Annotated in this window: 14 protein-coding genes; 8 read left to right on the top strand and 6 right to left on the bottom strand. The window is 40.9% G+C overall.

The window, feature by feature from the left end:
* The first annotated feature begins 5 nt into the window (after positions 1-5).
* From BM291_RS12950 to BM291_RS12920, 6 genes are all read left to right on the top strand, one after another.
* Entirely contained in the window at positions 6-1,598 is a 1,593-nt protein-coding gene (locus tag BM291_RS12950; RefSeq protein WP_092898070.1) for an ATP-dependent DNA ligase, read from the top strand.
* On the top strand, positions 1,595-4,027 hold the full coding sequence (locus tag BM291_RS12945) for a ligase-associated DNA damage response DEXH box helicase (protein WP_092898068.1): 2,433 nt from the start codon (positions 1,595-1,597) through the stop codon (positions 4,025-4,027). The genes BM291_RS12950 and BM291_RS12945 overlap by 4 nt, the downstream gene beginning before the upstream one ends.
* Before the next feature lie 17 nt (positions 4,028-4,044).
* Positions 4,045-4,686 (top strand): ligase-associated DNA damage response endonuclease PdeM, encoded by a 642-nt coding sequence (pdeM, locus tag BM291_RS12940; protein ID WP_092898066.1) that lies wholly within the window; start codon positions 4,045-4,047, stop codon positions 4,684-4,686.
* Positions 4,687-4,832: 146 nt separating this feature from the next.
* Positions 4,833-7,088, top strand: a complete 2,256-nt coding sequence (locus BM291_RS12935; RefSeq protein WP_092898064.1) for an FUSC family protein — start codon at positions 4,833-4,835, stop codon at positions 7,086-7,088.
* Positions 7,089-7,427: 339 nt separating this feature from the next.
* Positions 7,428-8,618 carry a BaiN/RdsA family NAD(P)/FAD-dependent oxidoreductase gene (locus BM291_RS12925; protein WP_092898278.1) on the top strand — a complete coding sequence of 397 codons (1,191 nt, stop codon included), beginning with the start codon at positions 7,428-7,430 and terminating at the stop codon, positions 8,616-8,618.
* A gap of 167 nt (positions 8,619-8,785) precedes the next feature.
* Entirely contained in the window at positions 8,786-9,679 is an 894-nt protein-coding gene (locus BM291_RS12920; protein WP_175499700.1) for an NAD-dependent epimerase/dehydratase family protein, read from the top strand.
* 69 nt (positions 9,680-9,748) lie between these two features.
* Here BM291_RS12920 and BM291_RS12915 read toward each other — a convergent pair whose 3' ends face one another.
* Positions 9,749-10,660 (bottom strand): LysR family transcriptional regulator, encoded by a 912-nt coding sequence (locus BM291_RS12915; protein ID WP_092898060.1) that lies wholly within the window; start codon positions 10,658-10,660, stop codon positions 9,749-9,751.
* Between the two features lie 96 nt (positions 10,661-10,756).
* On the opposite strand from BM291_RS12915, the gene BM291_RS12910 reads away from it, so the two are divergent.
* Together BM291_RS12910 and BM291_RS12905 are read left to right on the top strand one after the other, a co-directional pair.
* On the top strand, positions 10,757-11,383 hold the full coding sequence (locus BM291_RS12910; RefSeq protein WP_092898274.1) for an NAD(P)H-dependent oxidoreductase: 627 nt from the start codon (positions 10,757-10,759) through the stop codon (positions 11,381-11,383).
* On the top strand, positions 11,380-11,679 hold the full coding sequence (locus tag BM291_RS12905; RefSeq protein WP_092898058.1) for a putative quinol monooxygenase: 300 nt from the start codon (positions 11,380-11,382) through the stop codon (positions 11,677-11,679). Before BM291_RS12910 ends, BM291_RS12905 begins: the two co-directional genes overlap by 4 nt.
* A gap of 86 nt (positions 11,680-11,765) precedes the next feature.
* Here BM291_RS12905 and BM291_RS12900 read toward each other — a convergent pair whose 3' ends face one another.
* The 5 genes from BM291_RS12900 to BM291_RS12880 all read right to left on the bottom strand — a co-directional run bounded on the left by BM291_RS12900 (position 11,766) and on the right by BM291_RS12880 (position 14,893).
* Positions 11,766-12,095 carry a carboxymuconolactone decarboxylase family protein gene (locus tag BM291_RS12900; protein WP_092898056.1) on the bottom strand — a complete coding sequence of 110 codons (330 nt, stop codon included), beginning with the start codon at positions 12,093-12,095 and terminating at the stop codon, positions 11,766-11,768.
* 184 nt (positions 12,096-12,279) lie between these two features.
* Positions 12,280-12,489 carry a hypothetical protein gene (locus BM291_RS12895; RefSeq protein ID WP_092898054.1) on the bottom strand — a complete coding sequence of 70 codons (210 nt, stop codon included), beginning with the start codon at positions 12,487-12,489 and terminating at the stop codon, positions 12,280-12,282.
* A 128-nt stretch (positions 12,490-12,617) separates the two neighbouring features.
* Positions 12,618-13,079 carry an Hsp20/alpha crystallin family protein gene (locus BM291_RS12890; RefSeq protein WP_092898052.1) on the bottom strand — a complete coding sequence of 154 codons (462 nt, stop codon included), beginning with the start codon at positions 13,077-13,079 and terminating at the stop codon, positions 12,618-12,620.
* Between the two features lie 267 nt (positions 13,080-13,346).
* A complete protein-coding gene (locus BM291_RS12885; RefSeq protein ID WP_092898050.1) occupies positions 13,347-14,477 on the bottom strand; it encodes a sensor histidine kinase in 1,131 nt (376 codons plus the stop codon).
* Entirely contained in the window at positions 14,474-14,893 is a 420-nt protein-coding gene (locus BM291_RS12880; protein WP_092898048.1) for a response regulator, read from the bottom strand. The genes BM291_RS12885 and BM291_RS12880 overlap by 4 nt, the downstream gene beginning before the upstream one ends.
* Between the last annotated feature and the right edge of the window lie 99 nt (positions 14,894-14,992).

Raw genomic sequence — 14,992 nt, 5'->3', positions numbered from 1 at the left:
AAGTTATGAAGGCATTTACTACCATGTTTACGACAGTTGACCAGACTACGAAGACCAATCAGAAGATTCAGGCGATGGTAGATTATTTTACCCACGCTGAGGAGGAGGATAAGATTTTTGCGGTTTCGATCTTGATTGGCAATAAGCCCAAACGACCAGTAAAAACTTCTGAGCTAAAAGAGTGGGCTGCTCAACTTGCGGATTTGCCTATGTGGCTTTTCGAAGAATCTTATTACACTGTTGGTGACCTTGCAGAAGCCATCGCCTTGGTACTTCCTGCGCAGAAAAAGGAACAACAGGTTTCCCTAAGAGAGACCTTAGCTCTTCTTGCTCGATTGACTGATTTACCCTCCGAGGAAAAAAAAGAGTTGATCATTGATTATTGGATGAGCGCTCCATTAGCTGAGCGATTCGTATTCAATAAGCTGATAACGGGAAATTTTAGAATGGGCGTTTCCCGACAATTGGTTATCAAAGCGCTGGCAAAATATCTAGATAAAGAGCAAACTTCTATTGCCCACCAGTTGATGGGGAAATGGAATCCTTATGAGGAAACCATGAGCTCCATGTTTGCAGCAGAAAGTCAATTGGACAAATCGTACATTCCCTATCCTTTTTTTCTTGCGTACCAATTGGATTCAGAGCCCGAGGATTTGGGAGCTATTAGTGAGTGGTGTATAGAGAAAAAGCTGGATGGGATACGAGGGCAGATCATCGTAAGGAACAAGGAGATATTCGTGTGGAGTAGAGGGGAGGAACTCCTGACAGATAAATTCCCTGAGTTTACTTCTTTGCAGGACTCACTTCCCAATGGCACCGTCCTAGACGGAGAGATTATTCCTTGGCGAGATGGCCAACCCTTGCCTTTTCAGGTGATGCAGACTAGAATTGGTAGGAAGAATATATCACCAAAATACCTGAAAGAAGCTCCCTTAGTCATGGTTTGTTTCGATGTGTTAGAAAAAGACGGGGTAGACCTGAGAGAGAGGCCTCTAATGGAACGACGAGAACTATTGAAAGAAATCATAGCTAAGCATACAGACGGAAAGTTATTGCTTTCAGCAGCTATGGATTTCACTAATTGGCAGGAAGTAGCAGTCTTTCGTGAGAATGCTCGTGAGTACAATTGTGAGGGAGTAATGCTCAAAAGAAAAACAAGTCCTTATGAGACGGGCAGACGTCGAGGCAATTGGTGGAAATGGAAAACAGATCCCATGACAGTGGATGGCGTGCTTCTATATGCGCAAAGTGGGCACGGACGCAGAGCCAACCTTTTTACTGATTATACCTTCGCAGTTTGGGATGGGGAACTTCTAGTACCTTTTGCGAAAGCTTATTCTGGCTTGACTGACAAGGAAATCAATGAGCTCGATAACTGGGTTAAACGAAATACCTTGGAAAAATTTGGGCCAGTAAGAAGTGTCAAACCTGAATTTGTTTTTGAGATCGCTTTTGAAGGAATCAATTCCAGCCCGAGGCATAAGTCAGGAGTAGCGCTTCGTTTTCCCAGAATCTTGAGATGGAGGAAGGATAAATCCGTTAAGGAAGCAAACACTAAAAACGATTTGTTACAATTGATAGAAGCACAAAAGCCATGAATAGCTTCGCTGATGTATGGTTTTCCAACCAGGGATGGACTGCGCATGCCTTTCAGAAAAAGACTTGGTCTGCCATGGCCAAAGGCCGCTCGGGTTTATTGAATGCTCCGACTGGCTATGGGAAGACCATGGCTATTTGGTTTGGCGTTTTGCATCATTACTACATACAGCGAAAAGTAAAAAAAGGCAAGGATACTCGAAAGTTGCATTGTCTCTGGATTACACCATTAAGAGCTTTATCCAGTGAGATACATTCCGCTACTACCTTGGTGAGTGATGATTTGGCTCTTGATTATCAGATAGGTTTACGAACTGGTGATACTTCTACTAAAATACGACAAGCACAAAAGAAGAAGCCCCCTCAAGCGCTAGTCACCACACCTGAAAGTGTGCATATTTTGCTAGCCGGCAAAGGATATACGGAGTACTTCTCTGATCTGGAATTTGTGGTAGTAGACGAGTGGCACGAGCTGATGGGCAGTAAAAGAGGTGTGCTAATCGAGCTGGCACTAAGCCGTTTAAAAGCCCTCAATCCAAAGTTAAAGATCTGGGGGATTTCCGCCACTATTGGGAATTTGGAAGAGGCTCAAGACATACTTCTAGGCCCGGAGAATTCAGGTGTGATGATCAAATCAGCGATTAAAAAGAAGTTGCAGATAGAAACCTTGCTACCTGAGGTACTGGAGAAATTCCCATGGGCAGGACATCTGGGCGTTCACATGGCTGAAACGGTCATTCCTATCATTGAGAAGAGCCAATCCACCTTGTTGTTCACGAATACACGTTCGCAAGCAGAGATCTGGTATAGACAGTTGCTTGAGCTTAAGCCCGACTGGGCGGGAGCGATTGCGCTTCATCATGGTTCGCTGAGTAATGAGATTCGCATGTGGGTGGAGGCAGCGTTGCATGAGGGTAGTTTGAAAGCTGTGATCTGTACCAGTAGTTTGGATCTTGGGGTAGACTTCAGGCCTGTTGATACGGTTGTGCAGATAGGATCTCCGAAGGGAATCGCCCGTTTTCTCCAGAGAGCAGGAAGAAGTGGACACCAGCCTGGAGCTTTAAGTCGCATTTATTTCTTACCCACTCATTCCCTAGAGATAATGGAGGGAGCTTCGCTCAAATTCGCAGTGAAGGAAGGGATGATGGAACGTAGAATTCCATACATCCGCTCCTTTGATGTGTTGATTCAATACTTGGTCACGCTGGCAATTTCCGAAGGATTTAAAGCGGAGGAAACGTACAATGAAGTGAAGAATACGCATTGCTTTTCTTCCATTACTCAGGATGAGTTCAACGAATGCCTGCTTATGATCACCAAAGGCGGTCGTTCGCTAGGAGCGTATGATGAATTCCATAAGGTAGTTTCGGAAGAGGGAGTTTTCAAGGTCACAAGTCGCAGAATTGCCCATAGACATTTGCTCAACATCGGAACTATCGTCAGTGATGCGATGATACAAGTGAAGTTTATGAGCGGAAAATACTTGGGAACTATAGAAGAATGGTTTATCTCTAAACTGAAACCTGGGGATACCTTTTGGTTTTCGGGAAGAAATCTGGAGCTGGTGATGGTGCGGGAAATGCAGGCGATTGTAAGAAGCAGTTCGGGTAAGAAAGGTGCTGTGCCATCGTGGATGGGAGGAAGGTTGCCACTTTCCGCAGACTTGGGTGTAGCTCTACGTCATTCCATGGATGTAATCCATAATCCTGTGAAATTGAAAAGCCCTGAGTTACAGTTTTTGAGTCCGCTATTTGAAAAGCAGAGAGAGCTTTCTGCTCTTCCTGCTGAAGGCACTCTTTTAATAGAAAATATTCAGACCAAATATGGGTTCCATCTTTTTGTCTATCCTTTTGAGGGGAAATTTGTTCATGAGGGAATGGCCGCGGTGATTGCATTTCGACTGAGTAAAATCAAACCTGCGACTTTTAGTATTGCTACTAATGAGTATGGATTTGAGTTGCTGAGCGATTCTCCAATTCCAGTGGAGGAAGCATTGGAGCTAGGCTTGTTTAGTACAGATGATTTGGTGTCTGACATTCGACTTGGTATCAATACCACTGAGATGGCTCGCAGAAGATTTAGGGATATTGCCAGCATTGCCGGTTTGGTTTTTCAGGGATATCCGGGCAAACCAATCAAAACAAGACATCTGCAAGCCAATTCAGCTTTATTCTTTTCCGTTTTTGAAGATTACGATCCGGGAAACTTATTGCTTAGACAAGCTTATGATGAAGTGATGGATTTTCAATTGGAGTCTGCTCGTATGTATGCAGCCTTCGTGAGGATCAGCACCCATGCCATTAATTTGACTTTTCCTTCACGCCTAACTCCCTTTTCTTTTCCTATTTTCGCAGAATCCTTCCGGGAAAGGTACAGCAACGAAGATTGGCAAACCCGTTTGGGAAAACTTAAAGACAGATTGGAGAAATAATAGCTCCCAGATGAACTATGGATTTTTATTACAAGGAGGAATTAATTCAATTATTACCAGAGAAAGTCGCTTTTTTGCCTGAACATCAGATTCTTGTGGTGGCGGATCTCCATCTGGGAAAAGCATCTCATTTCCGCAAGGAAGGTATAATGATTCCTCTGCCAGAAATTTCCCCTGATCTGCAGAGAATGGATGAGTTGATTATGTCTTTAAAACCTACCACTGTGGTTTTTCTGGGAGATTTATTCCATAGTTCTCTGAATAAGGAGTGGGAGGGTTTGAAGGGATTTCTTCTATGTCACCCAGCTATTCGTTTTATTTTGACCAAGGGGAATCACGATATTCTCGCTGCTTCAGTGATGGATGATACTTCTATTGAGGTTGTCGATGAGTTTGAAGTGGGAAAGTATCTGCTTTTCACTCATGAACCAGAAGCAATAGTGGAGGAAGATAAGTTGAATATTGTAGGTCACATTCATCCCGGTGTATTGATTAAGGCCAAAGGAAGACAAAGCTTTCGCTTGCCCTGTTTTCACTACCATAATCAATGTTTAATTCTACCTGCCTTTGGACAGTTGACCGGGCTTCATATTTTGAAAAAGGCTGCTGGAGCCAAGATTTACCCAGTGTTTTCAGATGAGGTTATAGCCTTGCCTTAAATAGGCTCTTGCTATTATGTCAGTTCTAAGGAATTCTATTGGCACTTTTATCAAATACCCTTTTTTTGAGTAAATGGAATGATTTTATCAGTCTATGCTTCCCTTACCTAATTATCTTAACTTTATAAATCACATGCTAAAGCCGCTTGAAAGAAAAACTTAAACTACTTGAACTGTTTCTAAAAAGCTCCAATTTTGACCGAGGAATTCGGCTGGGAGTAGGTATAGCAGTTCCCTTTGCTGTATTATATTTTTTAGGGTATGTTGAATATGCTCCGGCTGTTGTAGTCGGCACTTTTTTAAACGCGCCTGGTGATATTCCAGGTAGTTTCAAACGAAAGATCAATGCCATTTTAGTCAGTATAGGCTTAACGATGGTTATTACAGCTATCATCCTGTTTTCAAAACCTTTCCTACCTCTTCTAGTAGTGGCGCTGTTAACTATTTCATTTATTGTCTCGCTGATTTCTGTTTATGGTTTTAGGGCGTCTTTAGTTTCTTTTTCTGGTTTGCTCGCAATGGTAATGGCATTTGCCATTCAGAAGGAAACTCCTCATGAGATTTTAGTACAGGTTGGTTTGATGGGAGTTGGTGGCCTGTGGTATTTGGTAGTATCCTTTGTTTTTCAAAAACTTGCTCCAGTAAAAGACCAGAATCAGTTATTGTCGGATACACTTCTGCTTATTGGTGAGTATCTAAAATTACGAGCCAAATTATTAACAGGGAAAGCTAAGCGTGACGAACACGTTAAACAAACATTCGTGCTTCAGCATAAAATCAATGAAAAGCACGAAACACTTCGAGAAGCATTGCTGACATCTCGCAAACGCTCTGGAAGGTCACATTATGAAGAAAAGCAACTTCTCATTCTACTTTCTTCTATCCGTATTTTCGAATTGATAGAGGCAAAACACTTGGATTATAAATTGATCGATGAGGTTTTTGGCAAGCATAAAGAGTTTCTTAAAGCTTCAAAGAAATTGAGCAAAATAATGGGGAATCATCTCATACGTTTGTCTGAATTATTGATTCAAAAGGATAAAATACCAAATAAGGATACTTTGTTAACTGCATTATCAAATGCCAATGAATCTATCACAAATTACGTTGATACAGTCAAATTGCCGGCAGCTCGTGAGGGTGCTTTGATGTTGAAAAATCTATACGATTACCAAGAGCAAATCCTTCAAGAAATAAAGGCTATCAGACGAGTGATGGCAAATGTCAAAAATGCCTCTGTAGTATCGCTGAAAAGAGAAGATTCTAGTCATTTTTTAACTCTTCAAGAATACAGACTAAATGTTCTTAGTCAAAATTTCAGTCTGGACTCCACCATGTTTAGACATTCGTTACGCCTCACCATTGCGATTGTGGTTGCTTATCTCATAGGTTTTCTGTTTGATATTCAAAACAGCTATTGGATTTTACTGACCATTATAGTCATTATGAGACCTAGCTATGGGCTAACCAAAGAACGTTCGAAAGATCGAATCATCGGTACACTTATAGGTGCTGCATTTGCTGTAAGTATTGTTTTGCTTACTCAAAATATAGTGGTCTATTCTGCGCTGGCATTTGTATCGATGATATTGGCATTTTCATTGATCCAGCAGAATTATAAGTATTCAGCTGCATTGATCACCATTAGTATTGTTTTTGTGTATTCCGTGATTAATCCTAATGCCTTTGAAGTGATTCAATTTCGGGTAATTGATACGATCATAGGGGCAGTTATCGCTGTGGTTGCCAATTATTTAATTTTTCCAAGTTGGGAAGTCAATAATTTAAAGCAAGTGCTGCTCAATACATTAACAATGAATAGAAAGTACCTGCTAGCCACACATGAGCTATATCAGGATATCAACAAAAACAATCACGCCTATAGTGTGGCTAGGAAAGAAGCTTTTCTTGCCATAAGTAATTTGAATGCCGCCTTCCAGAGATTAACCCAAGACCCAAAGTCGAAGCAGAAGGAATTTCAACTGATTTATGAAATTGTGACGCTCAATCAGACCATGATTTCAGCTATTGCATCCATTGGTAATTTTATCGTCAGTCATAAAACCACCCCTGCTTCTAAAGAATTTAATCTACTCATTGAAAAAATTTCTAACACCTTACAGTTTTCATTCGATAGCTTAGCTCATACTGAAATAAAGCAAGGTGTGGCTGAAGAAAATAGTGAAGATGCACAGGAGAAATTGTTAGGCAAATACCACCAATTATCAAGTTTGAGAGATGAAAATATCCGTCAAGGTAATACCGAATTAGATACAGAAACGCTTCATGAACTTCAGGAAGCATACCTAATGGCCAATCACTTGAACTGGCTTAAGTCTCTTTCTGAAAACTTAAAAAAGGCCACTGAACGGTATCGTATGGCTATTGTAGAAAGTGAGTAGTTACTTTAATAATCAAATATTCTTATCCTGCTTCCTTTTTGTAATTGGTAAAGGCTTGAATCATGATACGGTTGTTATTCACTTTAATAATACAAGCAACTTTGATGGATATGACTGTAATTTGGCGGAGATCAGCTATAGTCGTACTGTGAAACTAGTGAGAAGAGGGAAGAGCTAGCAATATTAGAAAAGGTGTTTTAAATGGCCAGTTCATTGTTTGCAAACCATATATCTCAAAGGATCATCAAAATATCTTCTCCTGAATACTCTAAATTATTTCACTACAATATCTTATCTCTGAAATCCCAAACACAAATAAGTAACCATGTATTTTCTGAGATGAAGAAGTTGACAATAATAGGAGGAGGTCCAGCAGCACTAATACTTGCCGCTGAGCTGGACACTACGAAGTATAAAGTGACCCTGTGTGAGAGGAAAAAAACTATGGGTCGGAAATTTTTGGTAGCCGGTGAAGGTGGACTGAATCTGACCTACAACTCCTCCATTGAGGAGCTGATAAAGCGCTACTTCCCAAGTGACTTTATGGCGCCTATCATTCGTCAGTTTACGAATAAGGATTTGATAAACTGGCTGAATGCGCATGATATCCCCACCTTTATTGGGTCAAGTAATCGGGTTTTTCCAGAATTGGATCTAAAGCCTATCGAGGTTCTCAATAAAATCCTGGGATTTATCTCAGGTAGAGAAATAGACTTCAAATTAGGTACGAAGTGGGTAGGATGGGATAAGGAGGGGCAATTGTCCTTTGAAGATATAGATGCAATAGATTCTGATATCGTAATATTTGCGATGGGTGGATCCAGCTGGAAAGTGACTGGCTCAGATGGAGGCTGGAAAAAACTATTCGAGGAGCGTGGTGTGAAAGTGCAGCCATTTAGAGCGGCCAATTGTGCTTTTGAGATAGATTGGGATAAAGATTTCATAGAGAAACACGAGGGGAAACCCTTGAAAAACATTGCATTGACTTATGCTAACCATTTTTCTACAGGGGAGTTGGTCATCTCCAAATTTGGTCTGGAGGGAAATGCCATTTATGCTTTAAGCCAAAAGATTCAGGATAAGCTTCTTACCCAAGAAAGTGTTGTAATCCATTTGGACCTAAAGCCCACCATGTCCGTAGAACAACTGCGGGCAAAATACAAGAATGCAGGACGAGCTAAGGTTACAGATATTCTTAAGAAGGATTTAAATCTTGACCGCACCTCGATTGGACTTTTGAAGCAATTCACAGCAAAAGCTACTTTTTCGAATCCTGATCTACTGATGGAAACTATCAAATCCGTCCCCGTAACCATCAAATCCGCTGGGGGATTGGATGAAGCCATCTCAAGTCTTGGTGGAATTGCTTTGGAGGAGGTAGATGAGAATTTTCAGTGTAAAAAAATTCCTAATACCTATGCTATTGGAGAAATGCTGGACTGGTATGCACCCACGGGCGGGTATTTGTTGCAGGGCTGCTTTAGCATGGGATTCGTTTTAGCGAAATACTTGAATGGCCTAGATGAATAAGTGGAGGGAGGTGCACCTGCGTCTCTCATCTGATAAATAGGGGATTAATTATCCCGAAAACATAGTCTTCGATTTTTCCTTAATTTGTATGCTTTACTTGGAAGTTGCGATTACAGGCTCAGGCTACAAGTAGAAGCATCGTTAACGAAGAAAAACACATAAATAAAATGCGAATTCTTTTTACTGGAGGATCTGGAAAAGCAGGGAAATATGCAGTAGCCTATTTGCTCGATCAAGGACATAGAGTAGTGAATGTAGATCGGGTGCCTTTGGATCATCCAAGGGTAGATAACCTGATCGCGGATATTACGGATTCAGGTCAGATGTTCAATGCCATGAGTTCCTATGCCGGCTTAGGTGAGTTGGAAGCTGGAACTGGCGTACCCAAGTTTGATGCCGTGGTGCATTTTGCGGCGGTACCAAGAATCTTGATCAATCCTGACAATGAGACTTTTCGTGTCAATACCATAGGAACTTACAATGTGATCGAAGCAGCTGTAAAGCTGGGCATTAAGAAGGTTGTTATCGCTTCCTCGGAAACCACCTACGGTATTTGTTTTTCGGACGGGAAAACAGACCCCCATGTGCTGCCCTTGGAAGAGGATTACGATGTGGATCCCATGGATAGCTACGGCTTATCAAAGGTGGTAAATGAGAAAACTGCCCGCAGTTTCCAACGACGCTCAGGGATTGATATTTATGCGTTGCGTATTGGGAATGTCATTGAGCCACACGAGTACGCTGAACTCTTTCCAGGTTACTTCAAAAACCCAGAAGTTCGTCGTAGAAATGCTTTCTGCTATATAGATGCACGAGACCTCGGACAGATCGTGGATTTGTGTTTGAAGAAAGACGGCCTTGGTTATCAGGTTTTCAATGCTGGAAACGATCATAATGGTGCGATCCTCCCGAGCAAGGAATTGGCTAAACAGTTCTTTCCAGGAGTGCCCATCACTAGGGAATTGGAAGAGCATGAAGCCTTGTTTTCAAATCGTAAAATCCGTGAGGTTCTGGGCTTCAAAGAGCAGCACAACTGGCGGAAATACGTGAAAGGAGAATAATAAGGAGAGGGATAAAGTATGGTACATGTCAAACTTTATCCCTCTTTTATATAGAGGTAGAACTAATTCCTAGCTATGTACCTGCTCCCACTTTTCTTCAAAAAGCTTTTGGAGTTGCTCCAATTCTGTCTGGTACATTGTTTTCCTGCGGGTGCCAAAATACAGCGTATTTTCTAAAGGCGGATTGCCTTCCCACACCAGCATGATGCTACCAGAAGCTATTGCTTCTTTGCATAGAAAATCAGGCAATACAGAAAAACCATTGCCTCCACTTAGACATCTGATGATAGAGCTGATATTCGGAACTATGTAGTTTGGGCTGAAATCGGGATGTTCGCCGAAGTTCTTCAACCAGAAATTTTTCAGGTGTTCCATGTCTCCGGCAGTGCTGTACCACAATTGCTGCTTGAGATAATTGCCTACCGCGGAAATATCTTTCTTTTTCAGTAAGGAGTCCAATTCCTTTCGATCCGTTCCGCTACCCGCAACCAGCACAATCTTTTCCTTTGAAAATGGACGGTAGCTTAAGTTTTTCTGATTCCCCTTTTGCGGAGTTACTATCAAATCAAGCAGTCCATTATCCAGATCATGCTGCATCTGTGGATATTCTCCGAATTTGATAATCAGGTTAAATGGAAGCCCTGGAATATGTTCCTCTAAGGTGTATTGAAATGTTTCAAAACACATTCCTACGCTGATTGTGGCTCGTTCGGACTTAGAGCGCTTATGGAAATGCTGTTCTGCAGCTTCCAGTTTTTTCAGGGGCTCCAAAATGAAATTATAGAGAATTTTCCCTTTTTCCGTAGGCACCATGCGTCGCGCAGAGCGGTCAAAAATCTTGTAACCAGTATACGCCTCCAAGGAATTAAGGTGCAGACTCACACCCGGTTGGGATATGAACAGTTCCTGCGCGGCAGCAGACAAAGTGCCTGTTTCAAATATGGCTTTAAAGGTACGGTACCACTCTAAGTTGACTTGCATATCTATAATTATTATGATACAAATGTACAACTTAAGTTATTTTGATGATGAAAGTATTTCATGAAACTTTGCATTTCAAACGAAATAGATTTAAACATGAAGAAAGTATTTGCAATAAATGGAGGCCAGATATTCGGGCATTCAGCAGGGAAATTCAATAAAACATTGTTGGAGTTGGACAAAGAATTCTTTGCCGATGAAAATGGATTTGGATTACAAACTACCGATATCAATGAACCCTATGTGCTAAGTGAGGAAGTGGAGAAATACGTATGGGCAGACGTGATTATCTACCATTTCCCGGTCTGGTGGTTTGGGATGCCAAACGGTCTGAAAAAATATATAGATGAGGTATTCACCGCAGGGCATAGAAAAGGCATGTACTACAGCGATGGACGGAAAGCAGAAAACCCAGAAGTAGGCTATGGGACAGGGGGAAGATTGTCAGGCAAATATTACATGGGAACTACTACCTGGAATGCTCCAGAAAGTGCCTTTTTGCTTCCGGGGGAATTTTTTGACCAAACCAGTGTTGACGATGGTGTTCTTTTTGGCTTTCATAAGATGAATGCTTTTCTATCTTTGGAACGCATAAACGGAGTGCACTTTCACGATCTGGAGAAGAATGTGACCCAGGAGCGCATAGATGCCTATACCAAGAAGTACCAAAAACACTTGAAAAATATTTTCCTACCACAAAGCCTGATAACAACAACACGATGAAAATTTATTTGACCGCAATTGCCAAAGCCAAACCAGAATTTACTTCCGAAATAAAAACTGCTCTAGAGCGCATGGTGGTTGAAACTAAAAAAGAGAAAGCCTGTATACAATACGATTTGCATCAGGGGATTGATGATGCCAATACCTTTGTGTTCTATGAGATTTGGGAAGACCAAGCTGGCTTAGACTTGCACAATAATCAGCCCTATATTCAAGAATTTGTTGCAATGGCTGCTGCAAAACTTCAGGAGCCACCAACCATCATTAAAATGACAAAAGTAGAAGATGAGTTATAGCTTCTGCTTTATCACACTTTTATTTCTTGATTCCTTTTCTGTAAAGAAAAATAGCATTACAAAAGCAGAAGAAAGTGGCAGGATTCTTAAACTTCATCAAAAATGCGCATGGCTAAAAGCCCATTTCCAACAGCACCTCCTGCACGGATTGCAGAGGCTATAAAAACAGTTTCAGCTATTTCTTCCTTAGTTGCTCCTGCTTTCTTAGCGTTCTGTATATGAGATTCCATACAATAAGCACACTGCGTGGTTAGCGCTACAGCTATAGACATTAGCTCCCTGTATTTCACGGGTATGGCTCCGTCTTTTCTTTCTGCCGTGTGCTTCAGATTCATAAATGCTTCAGATTCTTTGGGAGCTGAATTAAGCAATTCGGCCGTGTATTTTCTGTCTTTTGGGTTTTGGTATTCATTCATAATGCAATAATTTAAGCTATAGTTATGCAGTTTTATTTCAAGATACCAAACAAAAATAAAAGGCCTGTGTAGACCTGCTATTCTATAGATTTATTGTGAAAGGTCAGTAGAGTGTAATAGCTAAAAAGATCTAGCTATTACACCCATACCAACTTATTAAATCTAATGCTGATGGATAAGTAAGTCAATTGATTCTTTCGGACTTCCTATTCATCGAAAAAGTCCCAATTTTATGGGCAAGTCCATTGGAGTTCACCCAATAATCTAAATCCTTGGCCTCCGGGCCTTCCAATAGTCTTTTTGCTTTTTTATATTCCTTTTCTAAAAGCTTTTTGTCAAAGCTTACCTTTTCAAGAATCGTTTTGTAATAGTTCAGAAAAGAGCGTTTATCCATTGTTTCATTACTTTTTGTTCAACAAAAAACACAGACTTGCTTAGATCTGTAAATCGCTAACCTAAAACTATATTTATTGTCTAGGTAGAAGTAGGTAAAGGCAACCTAGATAGATTGCCTTTTGACCCTTAAGAAATTTGGATTGTTTTTACTGGTTTTTGCTTGGCTTCCTCCCGTTTTGGGATAATAAGTTTCAGAATACCGTCTTGATACTTAGCTTCTATATTGTCACTTTCTACCGTATTTGGTAAGTAAAAGGAGCGCTTAAAGGAACGGTAACTGAATTCTTTACGGGCGTAGTTTACATTTTCTCTAGTAGTGTCTTCAGAATTCTCGGAAACTGCTGCCTGTATAGTCAAGGTGTTGTTGTCCAGTTCCACCTTGAAATTCTCTTTTTGCATGCCCGGAACAGCCATTTCTACCCTGAAGTCATTGCCCGTCTCTGCTATGTTGACGCTCGGTAGTGTGCTGCTTTCATTTGATCTCCCAAACCCAGCAGCATCAAGCCAGTCCACTAATCCTCTGCTAGGAAAGTCATCAAATAAGGAGGCAGCTGGACTGTACCCGTTTCTTTTCATTAATGTGTTCATTGCTTTTACATTTTAGAGTTAAACAAATAAACGTTCTCGAAAGGATGAGTCAGCGAGACTATCAAATCAAGAAACCAATTAAAGAATCGCGATTCTGAGAGAGAAAATACAAGTCAGATGCCAATAGTTTTAAGGGTGAATTTTGTCACTTTTTTCTGAAAAAATGTCAGAACTGCAATTCATCAACAGGTAAAAAATGTCAGAAACGGCCTTCTAAAGCTGTAATAGCGCTATTCATTAGTGAAGATGGATTTCTATGGTCAGTATCTATTCTGAAATTATCTCAGGAAAAAACACCGAAAAAGTACTGCCTTTGCCAAGCTCACTTTGCACCTGTATCGATCCTTTATGGTTTTCTACTATTCTCTTGCAAAGCGCCAAACCTATTCCTGTGCCATTAAATTCAGAAGAAAGTCGCTTAAAGGGCTCAAAGGCCCTCTCCGCATATTTTTGATCAAAGCCAATTCCATTATCTGTTAAGGTGATTTGGTAACCTGACTCCTGTTCAGAATCATCTCTACTTTCAACAATTGAAATGGAGGTAAGGCTGAGGTGTGGGACACCATGATTAAACTTGATTGCATTGCTTATCAAGTTGCTGAGGAGTTGATGAATCTGAACTCGTACACCCAGAATTACTGGCAGATTGGAAACTTCAAGTACAACCTGCTTTTCTGAAATTAACACTTCAAACTCAGACAAAACGTCAAGCACTACTGCATTCAAATCAATAGGGATAAATTGAGAGTGATCATGCGAAAGCTTTGAATAAGCCAATACGTCTTTTATTAGCTGAACCATCTTTTCTGCGCTGCTGTCAATTTTTCCTAAATACCATTCCAGCTTTTCTCTATCGTCTATTTCAGCTTTTGCCAGATCTGCGAAAGCCCTGATTTTCCGTATAGGTTCCTGAAGATCATGTGAGGTCACGTAAGCAAATTCTTCCAATCGCTTATTCTGCATTTCTATGCTCTTGGCATCCCGGTCTTTTTGCTCCTCCGCCAGTTTGCGCTCTGTCAGGTCTCGCGTTACTTTGGTGAAACCAATCACATTATCCTGCTCATCATGCAATGCAGTGATTACTATATATCCCCAAAATGTTGTTCCATCTTTACGAACCCGCCAGCCCTCATGCGTAGCTCTACCATTTAGCGTTGCTTCATTGATTAATTTGCATGGAAGCCTGTCCTTTTGGTCTTCTGGAAGGTAAAATACACTGAAGTTTTGGCCTATAATCTCTTGCTCCTGGTACCCTTTTATTTTTTGAGCACCCTTGTTCCAATTTTGTATCGTACCATCTATATCCATTAGTATAATGGCATAATCCTGCACTTCTTCAATCATCCGCTGGAAACGGTACTCGGACTGGTAGGTAGGTGTGCTGTTATAGTCTTTCATTGATTTGTGGAATTTAAAACAAAGGGCAATTTTTCACCTGAGAGAAGCTGAGTTAGGGTCTCTGTCAGAGTTTTGATACTATGCGCCTTTGTGAAAAAATGCGTAGCTCCTAATCTCTGGCAATCCTCGATATCTGCCTTATAGGAGGAGGTAGAATAGATGATGACAGGCACTTTTTCATATCCTGCTAGCTGACGGATCTGAGGTAGACATTCCTTCCCTGAAAGTATAGGCATATTCAGGTCTAAGAATATAAATTGCGGCTTGTCATTCAAACTTGAGAGGAAATCAAGCGCTTCGAGGCCGTTTTGAGCTGAGGAGTATTTAATTGGAATTGGCACCTTCTTCAGTCCAATTTCAAAAGACTCCCTGTCATCCAGATCATCATCTATAAGAAAGCAGGTTACTTCAAGCATTTTAGTAAAGTCAAGCTCCAATTTAGCATATTGAAATAAGCGGACAAAACAGGATTTTTAGGTTTCATTGATTTAATCCCTGTTGGAATGTGTTTTTTA

Source organism: Algoriphagus aquimarinus (genome assembly GCF_900112005.1).
Taxonomy (GTDB): Bacteria; Bacteroidota; Bacteroidia; order Cytophagales; family Cyclobacteriaceae; genus Algoriphagus; species Algoriphagus aquimarinus.
This window is presented reverse-complemented; position numbering and strand designations above follow the sequence as displayed.